The following is a 21,745-nucleotide window of genomic DNA, read 5'->3' on the forward strand; positions in this document are numbered from 1 at the left end:
ATGAAGCAAATGAGGGTTACAATTCACCAGAAGCAGGGCCCTCTTGCAGTTAAGAAGTGCGATTGACCCATTCTTCTGTCACACACACATATTTGATCGCCTGCCGATAATACGTAAACGCAATATGCAGCTTCCCGTCTTTTCCTTCCGTGATGGATGGATAAGAATACTCTCGATTTAGTTTATCCTTTGAATTGTTTGTCATCGCATATCCATCACCCACTTCAAGGTTACGTCTGATAGGCCATGTATGACCATTATCCTCAGAGAGCGCCAAAGTCATTGGTGCACGCGGTGTTCCCCAAAACGCTGGACGTGCTTCTGTATCAACCGCCGTGCGCGTATCGCCTTCATCCTCAATTTCATCGTATAAAGAAGCTCTTCTTTCTGTTTGCTCATCCGCATTGATATGATTATAGACAAGGGCAAGATGCCCATTTTGGAGCACTGTAAATTGAATGGATGAATTATTATTGGGCAGCTCCGTCGCCTTTGGCTCAGACCATGTCCGTCCATGATCGACGGAACGGCTGATATAAATCGAATCAGCAAACCGGCTTCTAAAGAGGGCTATGAGGGATCCGTCTGCACACTTTCCAATATTCATATGAACACAGCCCGTGCTGTTTGGTACAATGACCTCATCCCATGTCTTTCCTTGGTCGGATGAAATCTTCACAGCACTGACATCCCGGTTCCCTGTCCATTTGACGCCTGGAATGGTCCTACAATAGAAGACGGGCAGCAGCCAATCTTGATTATCCAGTACAACAATCGGCTGCCGTATAAACGTACCCGGCTGTTCAAACAAAGTATCAATCTCACCCCATGTCTCACCTCTATCCTCTGATAGCCGGTATCTCACGATGGCGGTATCTTGATTCCCAGATAGCTGCGCGGTATACAGCAGCCATAGTCTGCCATTTCCCTCTTGAAACAGAACTGGATTTTGTTCAGAGCGTGCAGGATCGTTAGATAACTTCACTGCCTCTGTCCACTTGTTACTTCCCCGTTTGAGTCTCGACATATAGATTGAGATATCAGGTATTCCCTCCTGCGTTCCGCCAAACCAAACACATAATACATCTCCATTATCCAGCTCAAGTAAATTGGCCGCATGATTTTGCACACAGTCTGTTGGCAGAAAGGCTTCTTTTCTCTCTGTATCTTGTTCATTTTGTCGCAAAATTCCATCTATTTTCATCACAGTCTCTTCATTTGTCATGACAATTCTCCTTTCAATGATTGATCCTTTTTAGCAGGCGGACTGATAAGTCGATCGATTACCAGCACAAGGAAAGGAATGATAATGGCAATATACATATTATCGATTCCGAACGGATTATCGAGTAAATACCAAACTGTCGTGGTAACACCTGAAGCAGCAAGGCCAATGGTCGCCCCTCTATTTGAATTAAAGTATGGCAAGTAAAAGCCCATTGCTGCTACAACGGCGATCGATGTTCGAAGCGCCCTTGTAAAAAAGGAAAGGGACAGCAGCTCCGGCGCAAGTGCCACTCCGACAAGAGGCACAATTCCAACGAGTACAGCCACATACCTCGTGATTTTCATTCTCTGCTCTGGTGTTGGATTCATTTTCGGTACATAAAAATCATCCATAATTAAGGTCGTCGTCGCAAGCGCGACCGTCGACACACCGACAAAGATGGATGCCACAAGCGATGTTGCCACAATGGCACTCAAAATTGGATTCATATGCTGTAAAAAGACAGGGAAGGCATAAATAGGATCAATGTCTGGATACAAATAATGTGCAGCAACACCGATCACACCAATCGCAACGGCGAGCGGCAAACAAAGCAGAGCTGCATAAAGTGTCGATTTCTTTGCCTCACGCTCACTTTTCGACGAGGTGATTGCTTGAATAATAAACTGCGTAGCAAAGATGGCCCCCATGTTTCCTATAAACCAAGCTCCAATTGTCCCCCATCCAATTGTCCCGTCCCATGTAAAGAAATGATCAGGCATCGTTTGTTTCATCGGTTCAAAGCCTTTTGTTAAGTAAAGGGCTACCCCTAGTGTAATTAAAATCCCAGCATACTTCACGATCGAATGAAGGATCGTGACCCATGCTACCCCTTTCATTCCTCCGAATGTAAAATAAAATGTACTCACAACGGCCGTAATGATCGCACAGGTCATTAAAGGAAGCCCTAAAATGGATGCAATAGCAGCTGACCCACTTAAATAGTTTCCTAGATTCACAAGCAGTAATGCAGCAATCATAATAACAGAAACAACTAGCTTCGTTGATTTTCCAAACTTCTGATCGATAATACCTGAAATGGTGTACTGTCCTGTTCGATAAAACTTGCCTACTAAGAAAAAGGAAAAAATAAAAAAGGCGATAGCGACGGTCACAATAGACCATGAAGCAGAAAGCCCATGCGTAAAGGCAGATTCTGCAGTTCCAACAGTGGATTTCGTTCCAATGAATTCACTCATGAGCAAGATACCGACTACAATGGCTGGAAGTGACTTAGCAGCATTGTTAAATTCTGAATTGGATTTACTGCGGAAACGCATCGTCAGCCAAGTCGTAAATAGTATATAGAGAATAATGACGATCAAAATAAATGTGATGACAGAACTGCTTAAGACATTCATTTAAAATCCCCCTTTGTGTGCAAGCCGTGTGAAGCAACTTCTCATGTCCCATCCAATGAAGCATTAAGCGTCAAGCAGTTTCATGTATACCTGTTCAATTTCGGAAACAGACATTGGCTTTGGATTGTTGTCCATTAATCTCTTCACCTCTGAAGCTGCTTGAGCAAGTGCCGGTACATCCTCCTTCGACACGCCAAAAGCTTTGAGCTGCTGTGGTATGTGTAAATCCGCTGTCCATTCTTCAATTTGATGAATCACACGATCTGCAAGCTCCTGCTTTGTGTGAGCTCCCGCTAGTCCTATTGCTCTTGCCACATGTTCAAGCCGATCAATGATATGATCTGCATTAAAAGCAGTGACGTGCGGAAGCAGCATGGAATTAGCAACACCATGAGAAATCTTGTATTTCCCCCCTAATGGATAAGCCATGGCGTGAACAGCCGCAGTTCCGGCACTTGTAAGCGCCATTCCCCCATACATAGCACCAACAAGCATATTTTCTCTTGCCTTCATATGATCCCCGTGATGATACGCTTCCTGAATACTTCCTGAAATCAGTCGCATCGATTCCAAGGCAAACATGTCACTGAATGGATTGGCTTTATTTGAAATATAAGATTCAAGCGCATGCGTAAAAGCATCCATACCTGTAGCTGCGGTAATAGATTTCGGCAAGTTGAGAGTAAGTGCAGGATCTAAGATGACAAGGTCTGGCAAAAGATGCGGACTAACCATTCCAATTTTCAGTTCCTTTTCTGGAAAAGTCACAATTGCATTTGGTGTCACCTCAGATCCCGTACCAGAAGTTGTCGGAATTAGAATCGTCGGCACTCCCCTTTTTTCCACAAGGTTTGTGCCAACGAGAGCAGAAATCGGCTGATTGTTTGTCTTAAGAACAGCTAGAATTTTTGCAGCATCAAGGACACTCCCGCCACCAATGCCAATAATGGCGTCATGCTCTCCTTTTAAAAAGGTGTGGAATACGCCCTCGATATTTTCTTCTGTTGGTTCAGGTTTGATTTCTGTACTTATCTCACTTGCTATCCCCTTTTTCGCAAGTTCTCTTTTGATGTGATCTGCATAACCAAGTGATACGATAGATGGCTGCGTTAATATAAAAATGGATGTGAGTCCGCTAAGCCCTAAACTATCTAATTTCTCCCCAAGAAGGTCTAAAGAACCTGCGCCAGATACAATGTGTGATGCCGTCTGAAAGTGATAATGCGTGATCGTCATCTCTTCACTACTCCTTTGCCGCTTTTCCTTGTTTGCGATAGTCTTCAACCATTTGTGCCACAGCTTCCAATGCCTCACCTGACAGCTCTTTTACAGGGCTTCTGGGCGGGCCAACCGGAATTCCATAAAGCTCTGCTGCCTTTTTCAAAGGTGCTGGTAATGTCCCTAAACCGAATGTTGCTCTTAATGGCTGCAGCTGCTTCTGGAAGTGCTCACTTTCGTCAAGCTTCCCTTTTTGAAAAGATTCATAGAGTCCAACGACAGTTTCAGGCAGTACATTTGCAGTTGCTGCGACCGCCCCTGCTCCGCCGAGTTTCAAGGTATCTAAAATGAGTGAGTCCGTACCTGCAAGGACAACAAAATCTTCATCTTTTGTGACATCCAAATATGCCTTGATATTTTCAATGTTTCCACTGCTGTCTTTAATACCTAGCACATTCGGCAGTGCACTGAGCCGCGCAACCGTCTCTGGTGCTAGCGACACTCCTGTTCTAGATGGAATGTTATAAAGCAGAATCGGAATATTCACATTCTCAGATATGTGGCGAAAGTGCTCATACAGCTCTTCTTGGGTTGGTGCAACAAAATAAGGTGTAATGATAGACAGAACATCTACCCCTAGATCTGCCAGTTTATTTGACAGCCTGATGGTTGCCTCCGTACTATTTTCACCTGCTCCAATGAATACCGGTACTCGTCTGCCAACAGCATTCACGACAGTTTCAGCAATTTGAAGCTTTTCTTCCTCTGAAAACAGATGAAACTCTCCATTTGTGCCTAAAGCAAAGATGCCGTGTACACCTGAGTCGATCAAACGATTCACTAATTGCGTTGCCACTTCGGGATGAAAATGTTCTTTCTCAGTAAGCGGTGTCAAAATAGCGGGTATAATTCCTTGAATGTTCAAATGATCCTCCCTTTCTTACATGTTGCATTTTTAAACATATTATAAATTAAGCGCTTTCATGTTATTTATTATAAAAGGATTTCGATTAAATTAGCAACACTTTTTTTGATTTTTCACTATAATCCGTCCTTTTCTTATATAGCTGTTGATGTTTTCAACAAAAAAAGCGAACCATTTTGGTTCACTTTTGAATGACATTCAACGTACCATCCTTTTTATTTCATTATAAAATAGCGATTGAAGATATAGTTTTTAATGCCTAAAATATGATTAAGACAAAATGAAGGAGGATGGTATGAGTAAATTTAGTTTATTTAACAAGTTTTTGGTAAAAGAAGGCGAAAAAGAAAAAATGGTTGATATTCTGTTAGAAGCAGCAGAATCAATGAAGAATTTGGATGAATGTGAAATATATCTTGTGAATATTTCCGAGAATGAACCAAGTTCTGTTTATGTTTATGAAGTGTGGGCAAATGAAGATGCCCATCAAGCGTCTCTAGGTCTCGAAGCTACCCAAACATTAATAAGTCGTGCGAAACCAATTATTACTGGTATGGAAAGAATCAATACTTTAATAACACGAGGCGGAAAGGGCATTTCATCTAATTAGAATTCGACCGTCTTAGACATAAAATTAGAACTGGCTGTCATTGTGACAGCTTTTTTTCTTATTTAAAGCAAAGATTAAGAACTATTGTCAGGACTACACATTTTAGATATGTGTAGTCCTTTTATTTCAACTGTTTTACTCAACTAACCTAAATATAATTGTACATTCACTTTTGAATGACATTCAACGTTTGAAGAAGCCTTTGTACCTTTTGTCCTAATCTTTCGTGTAAATGGTCAGCATCTTCCGTTTCTTGCGTATTGGGTGCAGCGATGCACAGATGATGGATCGGATAACTTGTTTCTTGCTTCATGATGTGCATAAGCTGCCCCATGAGCTGAACAACTGCGCCATCTGCTAAAGATCGTTTTAGGATAAGCCAAATGGTCAACGCTTCCTGCTGAAGCATGCCGTAAAGGATCATATCGTCTTCGGCGTCTTCGGCGGCAAATTGTGCTAATTTGTTAGCTTGCTCGAAAAACAGCATTTCTTCAGCTGACTCTAGCTGCTCATGAAGCGTCTTCGTCCCCGTTCCAATAGACCTTTTCCAAAAGAACCCGCCGTTTTTCTTATGTGAGGAAAGGATGCGAAGAGGCTGATTAATGGAAAACGTCATTCCTTCTGAACCATATGTCCTCCAACCATCCGCTATGTTTACAATTGATGCTTTAGAAGGGGTTGCAGGCTCAACCATCAGCTGAGGGTTTGCCCTAAATGGATGCTGGAGCGGTGTCACATTTGTTTCATACACACGGTTGATTCGTTCAGTGGTCAAGACGTGATGCGGCATTCCTAACATGTCAGTCTTTCCTTCATAAAGCAGCAGCAGCCGATCACAATATAAACTGGCGATGTTCACATCATGGAATACGCCAATGACCGTTAACCTAGAGGAAGCAGTTTCTTCTTTAATTAAATCAAGCAAATCTTTTTGATAGGCTAAATCAAGGAAACTCGTTGGTTCATCCAGCAATAAATATTCAGGCTGCTGCGCCAATGCCTGTGCTAAATACACTCGCTGCTGTTCTCCTCCGCTTAACTCATGGATGGATTGATTCTTAAACTGTGCAACACCCGTTTGTTCCATGACTTTGCTGACGACCTGCACATCTTCTTGCGTGACAGATTGCAGCCACCCTTTTTGATATGGATAACGACCAAATTGGACGGTTTCCTCCACCGTAAATGAAAAAGCTTGGTCCGTTTTCTGCGGCAGAACTGCCATCTTTTGCGCAAGCGCCTTTGGCTGATAGGATTGAATAAGGTGACCGCCGAGACGTACTTCACCGCTCATAGGTGCTAAAATCCCTGCCATCATTTTAAGAAGGGTCGTCTTCCCGCTCCCGTTTGGACCGAGTATACCGAGAAATTCTCCTTGCTTTACTTCAAGATTAATGCCACGAATGACCTCTTTCTCTCCATATCCACCTCTGATTTCTTTCACTTGAATCATATGTGCGTCCCCCCTCTATATTTACGAATGAGGATGATGCCAAATACAGGTGCACCAATTAACGCAGTAATGATGCCAATCGGTAATTCAGTCGGCTCGATGATGGTACGGGATAACACATCTGCTAATACAAGAAAGGAAGCACCGTTCAGCATAGACAAAGGCAGCAGATGCCGATGATCCGTGATAGTTAAGAGGCGGATAAAATGCGGAATCACAAGTCCTACAAAACCGATCGTCCCTGATACCGCAACTGCACTTCCAGTCAGGATCGAGCCCGCCAGCAGCACAATATATTTGCTCCTTTTCACATGTACACCTAATAACTTTGCCTTCTCCTCGCCATACGTCATCACATTTAAATCCCGCCCCATCAACATTAACGCAAAGGTCCCAATAAGAAAAAAAGGAAGAAAAAGCACAATATAACGCCAGCCCCTCATGGACACACTGCCAAGCAGCCAATGAATGATCTCTTTTAGATCATCACCTGTTAAAGCAATCATCAATGAAATGAGCGCACCCAAAAAAGAGCTGAAAATTACTCCTGTCAAAATTAAAGAAGAAATGCTCATCCCCCGATGAACAAGACGCGCAAAAAAGAGAACGAGACAGAGGGTCACAAGCGCTGTTGTCATACTGAATAATGGCAGTGTGAAACTACCAAAAAGCGGGAGCTGCAAGCTGAAAAACAGGGTCGCTACGGCTCCAACTGATGCCCCTTGAGATACCCCCAGCGTATAAGGGTCAGCAAGAGGATTTTTTAATAAACCTTGAAAAGCTGCACCAGATAACGCAAGTGCTGCTCCGACTAATGCCGCTAATATGACTCTTGGCAGCCGAATGTTCATCATAATATTGCGATCGATAGAATCAATGGTTCCAAACTGCACGCCGAATAGTTCATGAACAAATATACGAAGAATAGAAGGAATGGGAATCCCTAAGCTTCCAAAGGAGATTCCCATTCCAATGCTCATCACAAGAAGTAAAACACTTAGTGTATATGCGATGGTCAATTTATTTGAACGTATCAGGATAGACGTTTTTCGCAAGAGCCTCGACTCCTTCAACCAATCGCGGTCCCGGTCTTGATGCGAGATCCGTATTCAATTGAAAGACTTGTTTTTCTTTCACTGCTTTCATTGCATTCCAGCCGTCTCTTTTTTTCAAGTCAGCTAAGCTGGAACCATCAATTGTCACGATAACATCAGGATTTCGCTTGATGATCGATTCTTCTGTCATTTGCACCCAGCCAGTTTGATCGCCAGCAGCATTTTTGGCATGGATAACAGAAAGCATTTCATCCATAAATGTATTTTTACCAGTTGTATAGATTTCAGGTGCACCTGACACTTCGACAAAGACTGTTTTTTGCTTATCTTTCGAAATCCCCTCTGCTTGTTTCTTGATGTCATTCAGCTTTGTTTTCATTTCGTCTACAAGCTTTGTTGATGCTTCTTTCACGCCAGCTGCTTCACCGATCATATTGATTGATTTGTACACATCCTTAAAGGACGTTGCATCATTTACAGTCAGCACTTGGATCCCTGCATCTTCAAGCTGTTTAAATCCATCTTTTGATCCCATCTGAGATGCATGTGCTAAGACAAGATCTGGCTTTAAGGAAATGACCTTCTCGACATTGAATTCAAGTCCGCCAATCTTCTCTACCTTTTCGACTTCCTTTGGATAATTGTCAAAGTCTGATCGTCCAACCATTTTATCTCCAAGACCGAGTGCATAAGCAACTTCCGTATTACTTGGAATTAACGAAACAATTCGTTTAGGCTGTTCTTTGATTTCAACTGTTTTGCCAGCTGCATCTTTTATTGATACTGGAAAAGCCGCAGTGGCCGTTTCTTTATTTTGTGACCCTTTTGCTTTGTGATCTGTCTCAGCGCCTGCACATCCTGCTAAAACACCCATCACAAGCAATAACGATAGCCAAATAGCTGTTAACTTTTTCATGAGTGAACCCCCTGTTTATGTACTGCTTAACGAAATCTCTTTCGTCAATTCTTTTCTAATTTCGGGAATATTATACTACAGTGCAGATAGGTTGTATATGTGATTTCTAAAAGCGTCTTTTCTGTTCATAAAACAAAAAAACAGCCTCTAAAAAGACTGTTTTTCACTCTTCAATGAATTGATTTGTTCTCCATTGATGACGACTTTCTGAAAAGCAGGAGAAACGGCATGCTCTAAAGATAAGGGATACGCCACTTCATCTATGACACAATCTTTCATTTTAAAATGTGTCACAGGAGAATGTGCGTATGCGGCTATTTTCACACCATATCGTCCGCCGCTGCTTTTGAGTCCTTCTACTTCAATATGACGTACAACAGGACGGTGCGGACCAGCATCTCCTTCCTCATACATCATGTCGATACAGACCACTTCATGCTTTAGACTTTTCACTGTATTGTTTTTAAAATAAATATGTTCAATGGTACCGCCTCTGACAGAGTTGGTTTTAATACGCAGTGCCCGGTCAAGGTTCGGACTGTCCATGACATTATCTTCTGCATAAACATACTTTACCCCACCAGAAATCTCGCTCCCGATCGTCACACCGCCGTGTCCATCCCGCATCTCATTTCTACGAATGACAATGTTTTCAGATGGAATCCCTATTCTCCGTCCATCCTCGTTTCTGCCCGATTTGATGGCAATACAATCATCTCCGTTATCAAAATAACAATCTTCAATGAGTACATTCCGGCAAGACTCCGGATTGACACCATCTGTGTTTGGTCCATGCCCAATGATTTTAACGCCGCGGACGATGACGTTATCACTTAACACAGGATGAATTTGCCACATCGGTGAATCCTTCACTGTCACTCCTTCGATTAGCACATGCTGACATTGGTATGGCTGAATAAAGCTTGACCTTAAATAATGACCTTCTCCAAATACCCTTTCTTCTACCGGTATTCTCTTTTCCGCCATTTCAAACAAAAGCTGGCGATCCCGATCCTGAGAGGGCTGGCCATTTGTCCCATACTTCCAAGGCCACCAATGATGCTCATCCCCTCTGCCATCAAGCGTTCCTGCTCCCGTAATAGCGATATTTTCTGCATGGTGTGCATAAATGAGAGGTGAATAATTATAAAGTTCAACCCCTTCATATCTTGTCAGTACAAGAGGCAAGTAATCCTTTGGGTCTTGGCTGAATGTCACATAGGCTTTCTCATGCAGATGAAGTTCTACATTGCTTTTCAATTCTAAAGCACCTGTCATAAATGTCCCTGCTGGGATCAGCACCCGCCCCCCTTTCAACCGGTGCGCATCATCAATGGCAGACTGAATAGCATTTGTTGAAAGCTCTTGCCCTTCCGCATCTGCTCCATAATGCACCACATTCAATTCACGATCTGGGAACTGCGGTGCTTTTATCTGCTTTAGCACTTGATCAATTCCGTTTACTTTTTTATCTTTCTTCCCTTGCTTTGCTAACCGAGCAATTCCAACTCCAGTTAGTACCGTTCCTGCTGTGATATACATCAAATCCCGTTTTTTAGACACTTCCTCATCCCCCAGTCGACTTAAAGTGTGACACCTGTTTTGAAAATAGCCAGCTCTCTAAAATTGTTTTTTTCATGATTTAACAGCTTCCCGCTCGCCACATCAATGACAGTTGAAATAAATTTTTCTAATACAACATCTTCCGGTACATCTTCAAGCAGTTCTCCAGCATTAAAGTCAATCCAGTGCTTTTTTGTTTCATATAAGGCTGTGTTGGTTGAGATCTTCATTGTTGGCACAAACGTACCAAATGGTGTCCCCCGGCCTGTTGTAAACAAGACCATTTGACAACCGGAAGCAGCAAGTGCAGATGAAGCAACCAAATCATTACCAGGTGCACTTAATAGGTTCAATCCCTTTTGTTTCAGCAGCTCTCCATATTTCAATACATCTTTAATTTCAGAAGTACCTGCTTTTTGTGTACAGCCAAGAGATTTATCCTCTAATGTCGAAATTCCACCTGCTTTATTTCCCGGGGAAGGATTTTCATATACCGGCTGTCGATGATCCATGAAGTATTGTTTAAAGTCATTGATCATTTGCACAATATTGTCGAAAGTCGCTTCTGATTCCGCTCTCTCCATTAAAATCGTTTCTGCTCCAAACATTTCAGGCACTTCTGTTAACACTGTCGTGCCGCCTTGAGCAACAATAAAATCGGACAGTCTGCCTAAAAGCGGATTTGCGGTAATACCAGAGAATCCATCTGATCCTCCGCACTTCAAGCCAATTTTCAGCTCAGATAACGGAATGTCTTCACGATGATCTTCTTTCGCCGCATCATAAATTTCCTTGAGTAAAGCGACTCCCGTTTCTATCTCATCTCCTACCTCTTGGCTTCTTAAAAATTTCACTCTCGTACGGTCATATTCACCTAATGTGGACTGAAAATCCTCAATGTCATTGTTTTCACAGCCAAGTCCAAGAACGAGTACTCCTCCAGCGTTAGGGTGCTTCACCGCATTTTGTAAAATGGTTTTGGTATTTTCATGATCGTCCCCAAGCTGTGAGCAGCCATAATTGTGCTTTAATACAAGGGCTGTTTCAAAAGGATGGATGTTTCCACCCATTTCAGCGGTGAATATTTGGATCATTTGATCGGCGATGCCATTTACGCATCCAACGGTAGGAACAATCCAAAGCTCATTGCGGATCCCGCTTCCGCCATTTTTTCGTTTATATCCTTTAAATGTTAGATTCGTTTTTTCATAGGGGTTTTCTGATAATGAAGGCTGGTATTCGTATTCTAGCTTGCCAGATAGATTGGTTTTGATATTATGCGTATGCACCCATTCTCCAGCAGAAATGGCAGTCACTGCATGACCAATGGGATAGCCATATTTGATAATATTCTCTCTCTGCTTGATTTCAGCCAATGCAAACTTATGACCTTTGGCGACGGTCTCTTTTAAGATAATCGTATGTCCTTGATGCTGCAGCTCCTCCCCTTGCTCAAGTCCTTTTAAAGCAATACCGACATTATCTGAAGGGTGGATGACAATAAAGTCTTTCATGCTTTCTCCCCCTGACTTTCATATTGATGAAGCCTCATTCGATGAACAGCTGCTCTCATCCCATGCGTCTGTATGAGGGTAAGCTGATCAGCTACAGCTTGACTCAATCCATTTATATCTGTTAAATTTCTGCCCCATAATGACTCGCATGAAAGAATTTTCGCTGCAACTCCTTCATTAGAATGGTTTTCCTCTTCCCACGCTTCCTTCATGAGCGTTAGCACAGTTTCATCATCCTTTACCCTTCCTGCATGTGCTCTGTAGAAATAAATGAGACTGCTAAGTGAAAACACAAGTTTCATTGGCAGCTGTTTCTTTCGCTCAACATAATCAAGCAATGACGGAAGATTACGGGTTCGGAATTTGGATACCCCATTCAGTGCAATATCCAGCAATTGATGCTTTACAAATGGATTGCAAAAACGATCCCAAACGGATTGTGTATAAAGAAGAAGCTCATCTTCAGGGAGTTCAAGCCCTGGAAGTACTTCCTCCTCCAGCATACGCCGGACGAACGGACCAACATGCTCATCATCCACAGCTTCTTTTACAGTTTCTAAACCGCATGAATAGGCAATCGGCACCATCGCTGTATGTGCACCATTTAAAATTCGTACCTTGCTCATACGATAAGGCGCAATATCCTCTACAAAAAGTACATTTAATCCTGCTTCTTGAAAGGGGAGCTCCTTTTGCACACAGGCAGGCGCTTCAATGACAAAAAGATGATAATATTCTGCCGTGACAAGCAATTCGTCGATATACCCTTCCTCCCTTTGTACAATTTCAGCCGCTTCCTTAGAGAATCCAGGGACAATCCGGTCCACAAGTGTATTACAAAACGTGTTGGCTTCCATAATCCATGTAATAAACGCAGGCGGCAGTTCCCACTCAGCTGCCATACCGATCACATATTTCTTCAATCGATCACCATTTTGTTCAACCAATTCACAAGGCAGAATGATCAGTCCTTTCTGCTCATCTCCAGCAAATGCTTTAAACCGGTGATACAAGAACGATGTCAGCTTTCCTGGAAAACTGGCTTGCGGCCGATCCTCCAAACGATCTTCTTTTCTAAACACAAGTCCTGCCTCTGTCGTGTTTGAGAAGACAAAGCGAAGATTCGGGTTTTCCGCTACGTGTAAAAACTCCTCGTAATCCGTATACGTACTAATTCCTCTGCTAATTGATTGGATGATCATACGTTCATTCATTTCTTGCTGGTCATGATATCCCTGAATACATAATGTGTACAAGCCATCTTGTTCATTTAAGGCTGCTACCGATCCTTTTCGTGGAGGGACAACAACCGCTTTTCCTTTAAAATCTGTGCAGTCGTTCAGCTTCTGGATGTGCCAATTGATAAATCCTCGCATAAAATTTCCTTCGCCAATCTGCAAAATCGTTTCCGGATACTCAGCCGCCGGGTATATGGCTTTTGATAATCGTTTCAAATGGATTCCCCTCTCCAAGAAATATGCACACGTGAACATTTTTCTAAGAAGGTGCTGATTACGGCACCTTTTTGACTGAATCTCTAATCATCAGCTCTGTGTGGACATACACTTTTTCCATATGATCCTCTTCTTGCTCTTCACCGTTTATTACTGAAAGGATAGCTTCTGCTCCAAGTGCACACATTTTTTCAATCGGTTTTTTCACCGTTGTCAATGCAGGTGTGGTATAGGACGAAAAAGCAATATCATCAAAACCAATAATAGAAATATCACCTGGACACGTTTTGCCTTTTGCAAATAATGCATTCATTGCACCAATCGCCATGTCATCGTTTGAGCAAAAGAGCGCTGTTGGCGGTTCATCAAGGGCCAGCAGCGATTCCATTGATTCATAGCCGCTTTTCATATGATAATCGCCTTTCATCATATATTCTTTCTTCATAGGTATTTGGTGATCAATTAGCGCTTGCAGGAAACCAGTTTTTCTTTCTTGAGTTGATTTAAAGCCTTCTTTCCCTTCAATGATGGCGATTTGTTCATGACCTTCCTGAATCAAATGGTGTGCAGCCTGGTAAGCTCCTTGACTATCATCTGCTAATATATTCATGACCTCATGACTTTCTACACGGCGATTCAGCACAATGATGGGAATGCCCTGTTTTTTCACATGATGGATAAATGCTTCATCATGTTCGCTTTGACTCATGAGCAAAATGCCATCGTAGCGTTGTTTATGAATGGTTGTGTAATCGTGAAAGTCGTCAATTCCTCTTACAAAGAGATTATAATGCTCTGTCATGACGCTATTGACACCTTTTAACGCATCCACAAAGAAGCTTGAAGATGTGCCTTCAGTTAAACTCGTAAAAAACAGACCAATTGTGAATGATTTTTGTGATACTAGGCCTCTCGCATGGACATTCGGTGAATAATTCAGCTGTTTTGCAATCGACAAAATCTTTTGTTTTGTCTTCTCTTTAATAAAAGGACTGTTATTCAAAGCCCTTGATACCGTGGTATGAGAGACGTTTGCCAATTTTGCTATGTCTTTAATTGTGACTGTCATGCTATTCCGCCTTTTATGATTTTTTACCATCTTATCATAAAACCGCTTTCATTTTCTTCATGTCATTCAGTTTGGATGCTGGAGCTGCTTTGCCCGGTCAAATTGAAAATACTGCCTGGCATTTTCATAGCTGATTCCTTTCACGATTCCCCCTAACAGTTCAAGATCATAAGGGGCTTCTCCTTTTTCTACCCAATCTCCGATGATATCGCATAGCAGTCTTCGAAAATATTCATGCCTTGTATACGACAAAAAGCTTCGTGAATCTGTCAGCATCCCAATGAAACGGCTGATCAGTCCAATACTGGATAGAGCCATCATCTGCTCTGTCATCCCTTGTTTCGTATCATTAAACCACCAAGCTGTGCCGTGCTGGATCTTCCCAGGTGTCGTCCCGTCTTGAAAACTTCCAGCCAATGTGGAAATCACAACATTGTCCCGAGGATTCAAGGAATAGAGAATGGTTTTTGGCAGTGCCTGTTCTTGATCTAAACGGTCTAATATTCTGCAAAGCGGCTTGGCAATGTCTTCATCATTCATCGCATCATACCCTGTATCTGGCCCAAGCCGCTCAAACATTTTCGTATTGTTGTTCCTAAGCGCATTGATATGCAGCTGCATTGCCCAACCCCGCTCATAGTAAGCCTGACCTAGCTGAATGAATGTTTGTGTTTTAAATTTGATCTTCTCTTTTTCTGTCAATGAATGACCAGACATTCTTTTATGAAAGATGGCTTCCACTTCTTCTTCCGTCGTTTCTTCAAACGTCATTTCGTTAATAGCATGATCTGAGATCAAGCAGCCTTGTTCATGGAAAAAATCAATTCTTGCGAGGAGAGCTGTCAAAAAGTCTTGATAGGATTGTATTGAAGTAGATGAAGCCTCTGCCAGTTCGTGAACATACCCTGTAAATAGGTGATTCGTTATATCTAGTGCCTTGTCAGGCCGAAATCCGGGCAGTACTTGCACAGTGAATCCTTCTTCCCGCAGTTTTTGATGATAACAAAGCGAATCGACTGGATCATCTGTTGTCACGACTGTTTCAACGTTCGATTTCACAATGAAGTCTCTTGCACCAAAACCCTCTCCTTGCAGCTTTTCATTTACTTTTTGCCAGATGATGTGTGCGGTTTTTTCGTTTAAAAGTTCTTCAACTCCAAAATATCGTCTCAGCTCTAAATGAGTCCAGTGATAGAGCGGGTTACCAATGGTCATGGGAACAGTCTTCGCCCACGCCAGAAATTTCTCATAGTCTGAGGCATCCCCTGTGATGTGCGATTCGGGTATGCCATTTGCTCTCATGGCACGCCATTTATAATGATCTCCGTAAAGCCATGCTTCGGTGATATTATGGAAGGTTTTATTCTCATAGATTTCTTTGGGGCTTAAATGACAATGGTAATCTATAATTGGAAGGTCCTTTGCAAACTCATGGTATAGCTTTTCCGCCGTTTGACTGTTGAGTAAAAAATGCTCATCTAAAAAGGCTTTCATCAAACTCCCCCATCTCTCTTATAGATAAAATCGATTTGTTCACGTTAACAATTTTATTGTAATCGTTTACAAAATTGATTTCAATCCTAAAACAGGAAAAAACGACTCCTTTAGAAAAGAAAATCGTTTTTTGACTATTTTACAGGTGATGATTTTTTTAGGATAATCGCAATAGTTGTTCCAATGCCTAGTTCACTTTCAACTTGAATATCACCGTCATGCAGCAAGACGAGCTCTTTTGCTATCGCAAGCCCGAGACCTGTTCCGTTCGTTGGGTCGTTTGTATTTGTCCCTCTGTAATAGCGGTTAAATAGGTGATCCACCGTTTCCTGTGCCATTCCGCGGCCATTGTCTTTCATTTCGATTCGAACTTCTTCATTTGTTTCAGATAAAACAGCTGTAATATGTGTGCCTTTTTCGTTATGCTTCACTGCATTCGCCAGCAGGTTCTCAATCACTCGTCTGAACCATGCTTTATCGATCTCAAATATGACACCATCTGTTTGATCTTCAAAGGAGGATGGATAATCCTCAGAAGAAGAGCTTCTTGAAAACTCGTCCATAATGGAAGCTAAAAATTCACTGAGTTCAACCGGTTTCCGATTAATAGGCAGGGCACCATTCTTCAATCGGTACGTGAGGTTTAAATCCTCAATCAGTGTCGACATGTATTCTGATTTCTCACGAATCACCTGTCCCATTTCCATGACTTCTTCCTTGGACCATTGATATTGATCGGATTCAAGCATGAGTCCATAGCCGTATATCGTACTTAGAGGCGTTTTCAAATCATGAGACAATCCTGCAATCCATTCTTCCCTTGTGGTTTGAATTTTTCTTCGGTTTGCTTCATTCTCTTTTAATGTAAGTGTAAGCTGCTCCATTGTTTTTAGGATATCCTCAAATAATCGGTATTCCCGTTTAATACGGCCTTTTTTATTTTTGCTGACTGGAATTCCCTTTCTATTTGTTGGTTCCTGCAATTTATTTTTTGATAAGAAAATCAGCCAGCGAATAATGTGATAAATTGGCAGCCCATAACGATACGAATACCATAATGTCATGACAATAATAATAGTGAGTGCAAGACCTGCAATTAAGATGGTTGTATATTGATTTAAAGCGTCTCTCTCTTTATCGTAAAGCTCGTCCGGGCTGTATACTTTATTTGGTACCGAAACAATAATATACAGGTTTTTATTCACTTTCATATAAGACAGATCACTTCTAAACTCCCAAGGCTTCGATTGATACTTGAGCAGTTCAACATCTGTTACGTTATGTTTCAAATCTGTGTTGGCTCGAATGCCTTTTAAATATTTTCCTTCGTCATTGAACAAATGAACCGATCCATTCATTCTCTTCAAGAATTCTTTCGTTTCAATCGAATATTGAGATAATGCAGCCAAATTTTTCTCGTGCTGTTTCAGATAATTGGCTACCTTTGTGCTGTTCGTTTTGAACCCATATAACACAGTAAAACTTTCTTGATCAATCTCAATTGGCCAGAAGTACATCTTGTAATCTTTAAATTGTCTTTTTTCAAAGATCTTGATCATTTCATCCTTTTGATAAGATGTTGGAATTGATTTAGGGCGGTGATAGCTATAAACGGTATTCTTCTTTGAATCAATCACTTGCAGCCAGCCGTCTCTTTTTTCCACTGCTTGCTTGAGCTGATCGTCGGCTTCCATTTTTCCATCCTCGTTAAAATAAAGCCAGCTCATGAGTGTATCTCCATCAGCTTTTGTTAAACCAGTTTCGGTCATGTTCTCATAGTATTTATTTAAATATAAGTTCTCAGAGAACGTATTGCCGATCGTCAGAATGGCAATCACAATAAACATTTGTCCGACAAAGTGAAAGAAAAGTTTTGCTCGTAAATTCATAAATTATTGAAGGACCTTTGCAGGGTGGGGTATAAATTTATATCCCATACCACGGATCGTCACAATATATTCTGGCTGACTCGGATCTAATTCAATCTTTTCTCTCAGCTTTCGAATATGAACCATGACAGTGTTGTTATCACCATATGATGGGACGCCCCATACTTTCTCATAGATTTGATCTTTTGAGAGTACCACATTCGGATGGTCACAAAAGTACTTCAGCAAAGAAAGAAGCTGAGCAGAACATGCCGTCACCTCTCCTCTTACTTTCAATTCGGCTGCATGAGGATGATAGGAGAAATGGGCATAATGATATTGGCTTTGAGTGTCTTCTTGCTCCTCCTGTAAGGAGATATATGTTCGATTTAGGTGAGCCTTAATTCTAGCCACTAGCTCAAGCGGGTTAAATGGCTTCGTGATGTAATCATCTGCCCCCTGTGCAAAGCCCGTCAGTTTATCGACATCAGACGTTCTTGCAGTTAAATAGAAAATAGGCACTTTCGTTAACTTTCTGATTTCAGGCAGAACGTCAAAACCAGACTTACCGGGCATCATTACATCTAGAAGTAAGAGGTGGATGTCCTCGTTTTTGACAATATCTAATGCTTCATCTGCATGGTAGGCTTTATAAATATGCTTGAATCCTTCTTTTTTTAATACGCGTTCAACCATTTTCACAATTGCTTCTTCGTCATCTGCAATCAATATTTTTGCTGTTTCCACGCATCTCTTTCCTTTCTAGCATGATCTCTAACCGTATATTACCATTGTCTAAAGTAAAAAAGTACCTCTTTTCTGCATAAAAGCGAAAAAATATCAACTGGAGAAAATGGCAGGACTAGGAGGTTTTAAACATGCAAAAAAACCCGGCAGCTGCACCGGGTTCCTATACATCTATTATCCATTCACAGCTTCTAGCTTTCGTTCATGATTCATTAAGTCATATGTTAAACAGATCGGCTTATTCGTTCTAGGATCAAGCACAATTTCTGCATCAATATGGAATACCCGACTGAGTACATCTTTGGTCATGACCTCATGAGGCGTACCATCTTTTATGACTTTCCCTTGATTGAGGGCAATCATGTAATGTGAAAAACGCGCCGCATGATTCAAATCATGGATGACCATCAACACAGTTCGGCCCTGCTCCCTATTTAAGCGTTCTAACAGCTGAAGAATCTCGAGCTGATGTGCAAGATCCAAATACGTCGTAGGTTCATCTAATAGGAGCAGCTCTGTTTCTTGGGCAAGTGCCATCGCAATCCATACACGCTGACGCTGTCCACCGGAAAGTGCTTCAATTGGCCGATCATGAAAAGCAATCATTCCCGTTTCCTCAAGTGCCCACCTAATGATTCGTTTATCTTCATTTGATAAGCGGCCAAACCCATTTTGATGCGGGAAACGTCCATATGACACGAGCTCATACACTGTCAATCCACTTGGTGCTTCGGGCGTTTGCGGTAAGATCGCCATTTGTTTTGAAATTTCTTTTGTCGGCGTCTCGTGGATAGCCTTGCCATTTAAGTAAACAGCTCCTCGATTGGATTTCATTATACGAGACATCGTTTTTAAAATGGTTGATTTCCCGCAGCCATTCGGTCCAATCAGTGTTGTCACCTTGCCTTTTGGGATACTGACATTCAAATCTTCTACAATCAAACGGTCTTGATAACCGATACAAAGCTTTTCTGTTTCGAGTGATTTCATATGTTGTCTCTCCTTCCTCATTAGTTCGATTTCATCAATAAGTAAATGAAGTAAGGTGCGCCTAAAGCAGAAACGACAAGGCCAACTGGCACTTCTGATGGTGCAAGGATGACGCGGCCAATTGTATCTGCCAGTAATAATAACAGCGCGCCAATCAGCGCGGAGGCCGGTATCATTCCTTGATGCTTTGGCCCAACAAGCTTTCTAGCTAAGTGCGGTGCGGCTAATCCTAGGAAAGAGATACTTCCTGCAACAGCAACACTCGCACCTGCTAATGCAACGGCAATCAGCATGAGAAGGCTTCTTTCTTTATGAACAGAAATGCCCAATCCATAGGACAGCTGATCACCTAAATTCATAATGTTTAAGTAGCGTGATCTGACAAGCGCTAATATAAGGAAAATCAGCATCCATGGCAGAACAGATAAGACGTACGTCCAGCTCGAGCCATAAATGCTTCCAGATAACCACACGATGGCTTGGTTAAAATCATTTGGGCTCATTTTCAACTGGATGACCACAATTGCTGCTGAAAACGCAGCATTCACACCAATACCAGTTAAAATCAATCGAACAGGTGTGATGCCTTTTTTCCACGCTAACACATAGATGAGAAATGCAGCAAAGCCTGCACCTACGAACGCGAAAAGCGGCAGTACAAAAATCGTAAAATCACCTAAATTTGTCATCGTGCCTTGAAATGCAAAGATAAATAGCACAACGGCAAAACCAGCACCGGCATTGACACCGAGAATACCCGGGTCAGCTAAACCATTTTGAGAAACACCTTGCCAAATCGCTCCTGATACAGCGATAGAAGCGCCGACAAGTAAAGCGATGACCATTCTTGGAAGCCTGAACTCGAATAATACGAGTTCATCCATTTCACTTCCGAATCCAAAAAGTGTTTTCAATGTATCCATCGGAGAGATTCGAATTTCTCCGGTATTTAAACTAATGAGAAACACAGCTACGATCGCGAAAAAGATCATGAGCATCGTTCGTTGATATTTCTTTTTCTTTGCTTGCTGCACCATTTCCATTTAAATCCCGCTCCTTTCACGTCTAGCTAAGTATAAGAAGAAAGGAACGCCTATAATCGCTGTAATGGCACCGACTGGCGTTTCAAACGGAGCGTTGACCAGTCTTGCAGCAATGTCTGCATAAATTAACAAAGTGGCCCCTAAAATAGCGGAGCATGGGATAATCCAGCGGTAGTCCACTCCAACCAAGAATCGAGTGACATGAGGGATCACAAGCCCAATAAAACCAATAGAGCCTGCTACCGACACGGCAGCACCCGTTAAAAGAATAACAACCAATATACCAAGCACCTTGACCGTTTTTGTATATTGTCCAAGTCCTTTCGCCAGTTCTTCACCTAAGCTCAAAACCGTGATCGAACGGGCAAGGATCATTGCAATGATTAGTCCTGCAATGGCAACTGGAATGATGATATGAATGTTACTCCAATTCACACCTGCTACTCCGCCAGCATACCAAAAGCTCATATCCTGAGCGACGTCAAAACGGATGGCAATGGCTGAGGAGATGGAGCTCAAAAGTGCTCCAACCGCTGTACCAGCTAGTGCGAGCTTTACAGGAGTCAGCCCCCCTTTTGACATAGTACCGACACCAAATACAATAGAGGCACCGAGTGCGGCTCCAACAAATGACCAAAGAATTAATGTAAAAGAAGATTGGCCAGGGAAAAATGCTAATGCAATGGCAATCGCAAATGCGGAGCCATTTGTCACGCCCATAATCTCAGGTGACGCAAGCGCGTTTCTTGTCATCCCTTGCATAATGGCACCTGATACGGCTAAAAAGGCACCGACGAGGGCAGCTCCAACTGTACGCGGCAGCCTCAATTCCCGAATAATTTGATGTGAAGTTTGATCTGGATCAAAATGAAAAACGGCTTCCCATACAGTCTGTAGATGAATGTTTGCCGCTCCTAATGATACTGATAAAAAAAGACCAAATGCTAAAGCGATCATTCCTATGATGATAACAGCTGCTGTTCCAAAAGGCTTCGTGACAATATCGATCGTATCATCGCTGGCTGGCAGCTGTTTATTCGATTGTGAGCCCAAAACCAGTCTCTTCCTTTCCGTTCATGTCTATTCTGTATTAGTGATAATGATTATCAATCTCGAAGTCTAGTATATCACTTTCTTTTCTTTTTGAAATCACTGTTCTGATAAATTTCTTTATTTTCGGCAAAAAACTGTGAGAATT

General features: G+C 42.1%; 18 protein-coding genes. 1 reads left to right on the plus strand and 17 read right to left on the minus strand.

All coding sequences use genetic code 11. From position 1 onward, the window contains the following. Positions 1–49: 49 nt before the first annotated feature. The 4 genes from MHH61_RS05185 to dapA all read right to left on the minus strand — a co-directional run bounded on the left by MHH61_RS05185 (position 50) and on the right by dapA (position 4,771). Entirely contained in the window at positions 50–1,225 is a 1,176-nt protein-coding gene (locus MHH61_RS05185) for an exo-alpha-sialidase (RefSeq protein WP_125586105.1), read from the minus strand. Beyond that, entirely contained in the window at positions 1,222–2,628 is a 1,407-nt protein-coding gene (locus tag MHH61_RS05190) for a sodium:solute symporter family protein (RefSeq protein ID WP_024426026.1), read from the minus strand. The genes MHH61_RS05185 and MHH61_RS05190 overlap by 4 nt, the downstream gene beginning before the upstream one ends. A gap of 63 nt (positions 2,629–2,691) precedes the next feature. Further along, entirely contained in the window at positions 2,692–3,864 is a 1,173-nt protein-coding gene (locus MHH61_RS05195; RefSeq protein ID WP_034623860.1) for an iron-containing alcohol dehydrogenase, read from the minus strand. A gap of 7 nt (positions 3,865–3,871) precedes the next feature. Next, complete coding sequence (dapA, locus tag MHH61_RS05200) at positions 3,872–4,771, minus strand: 4-hydroxy-tetrahydrodipicolinate synthase (RefSeq protein WP_034623861.1); 900 nt, start codon at positions 4,769–4,771, stop codon at positions 3,872–3,874. A gap of 295 nt (positions 4,772–5,066) precedes the next feature. Between dapA and MHH61_RS05205 the strand changes: the two genes are divergently transcribed. After that, a complete protein-coding gene (locus tag MHH61_RS05205; RefSeq protein ID WP_103131605.1) occupies positions 5,067–5,381 on the plus strand; it encodes a putative quinol monooxygenase in 315 nt (104 codons plus the stop codon). Positions 5,382–5,547: 166 nt separating this feature from the next. On the opposite strand, the gene MHH61_RS05210 is transcribed toward MHH61_RS05205, so the two are convergent. The 13 genes from MHH61_RS05210 to MHH61_RS05270 all read right to left on the minus strand — a co-directional run bounded on the left by MHH61_RS05210 (position 5,548) and on the right by MHH61_RS05270 (position 21,600). Further along, positions 5,548–6,834, minus strand: coding sequence for a heme ABC transporter ATP-binding protein (locus MHH61_RS05210; protein ID WP_125586103.1), 1,287 nt, complete (start codon positions 6,832–6,834; stop codon positions 5,548–5,550). Then, positions 6,831–7,889, minus strand: coding sequence for an iron ABC transporter permease (locus tag MHH61_RS05215; protein WP_024423440.1), 1,059 nt, complete (start codon positions 7,887–7,889; stop codon positions 6,831–6,833). The genes MHH61_RS05210 and MHH61_RS05215 overlap by 4 nt, the downstream gene beginning before the upstream one ends. Beyond that, the gene (locus MHH61_RS05220) at positions 7,855–8,805 is read right to left on the minus strand and encodes an ABC transporter substrate-binding protein (RefSeq protein WP_024426031.1); all 951 of its coding nucleotides are present in this window, start codon (positions 8,803–8,805) and stop codon (positions 7,855–7,857) included. The genes MHH61_RS05215 and MHH61_RS05220 overlap by 35 nt, the downstream gene beginning before the upstream one ends. Positions 8,806–8,952: 147 nt before the next feature. Next, positions 8,953–10,368, minus strand: coding sequence for a glycoside hydrolase family 28 protein (locus tag MHH61_RS05225; RefSeq protein ID WP_125586101.1), 1,416 nt, complete (start codon positions 10,366–10,368; stop codon positions 8,953–8,955). Between the two features lie 20 nt (positions 10,369–10,388). Next, the gene (locus tag MHH61_RS05230; protein WP_125586099.1) at positions 10,389–11,882 is read right to left on the minus strand and encodes a UxaA family hydrolase; all 1,494 of its coding nucleotides are present in this window, start codon (positions 11,880–11,882) and stop codon (positions 10,389–10,391) included. Continuing rightward, complete coding sequence (locus tag MHH61_RS05235; RefSeq protein WP_125586097.1) at positions 11,879–13,336, minus strand: tagaturonate reductase; 1,458 nt, start codon at positions 13,334–13,336, stop codon at positions 11,879–11,881. The genes MHH61_RS05230 and MHH61_RS05235 overlap by 4 nt, the downstream gene beginning before the upstream one ends. 58 nt (positions 13,337–13,394) lie before the next feature. Continuing rightward, positions 13,395–14,405: a LacI family DNA-binding transcriptional regulator gene (locus MHH61_RS05240; RefSeq protein WP_125586095.1), complete on the minus strand. Its 1,011-nt coding sequence runs from the start codon at positions 14,403–14,405 to the stop codon at positions 13,395–13,397. Between the two features lie 66 nt (positions 14,406–14,471). Continuing rightward, on the minus strand, positions 14,472–15,899 hold the full coding sequence (gene uxaC / locus MHH61_RS05245; protein ID WP_125586094.1) for a glucuronate isomerase: 1,428 nt from the start codon (positions 15,897–15,899) through the stop codon (positions 14,472–14,474). Positions 15,900–16,033: 134 nt separating this feature from the next. Next, positions 16,034–17,788, minus strand: coding sequence for a HAMP domain-containing sensor histidine kinase (locus tag MHH61_RS05250; protein WP_125586093.1), 1,755 nt, complete (start codon positions 17,786–17,788; stop codon positions 16,034–16,036). Positions 17,789–17,791: 3 nt separating this feature from the next. Next, the gene (locus MHH61_RS05255; protein ID WP_024423448.1) at positions 17,792–18,514 is read right to left on the minus strand and encodes a response regulator transcription factor; all 723 of its coding nucleotides are present in this window, start codon (positions 18,512–18,514) and stop codon (positions 17,792–17,794) included. A 174-nt stretch (positions 18,515–18,688) separates the two neighbouring features. After that, positions 18,689–19,504: an ABC transporter ATP-binding protein gene (locus MHH61_RS05260; RefSeq protein ID WP_024423449.1), complete on the minus strand. Its 816-nt coding sequence runs from the start codon at positions 19,502–19,504 to the stop codon at positions 18,689–18,691. Between the two features lie 20 nt (positions 19,505–19,524). Beyond that, on the minus strand, positions 19,525–20,547 hold the full coding sequence (locus MHH61_RS05265; RefSeq protein ID WP_048237425.1) for an iron ABC transporter permease: 1,023 nt from the start codon (positions 20,545–20,547) through the stop codon (positions 19,525–19,527). Further along, the gene (locus MHH61_RS05270; RefSeq protein WP_125586091.1) at positions 20,548–21,600 is read right to left on the minus strand and encodes an iron ABC transporter permease; all 1,053 of its coding nucleotides are present in this window, start codon (positions 21,598–21,600) and stop codon (positions 20,548–20,550) included. It lies immediately after the preceding gene. Between the last annotated feature and the right edge of the window lie 145 nt (positions 21,601–21,745).

This window comes from Bacillus sp. FSL K6-3154 (assembly GCF_040869395.1).
GTDB classification, from domain to species: Bacteria; Bacillota; Bacilli; order Bacillales; family Bacillaceae; genus Bacillus; species Bacillus safensis.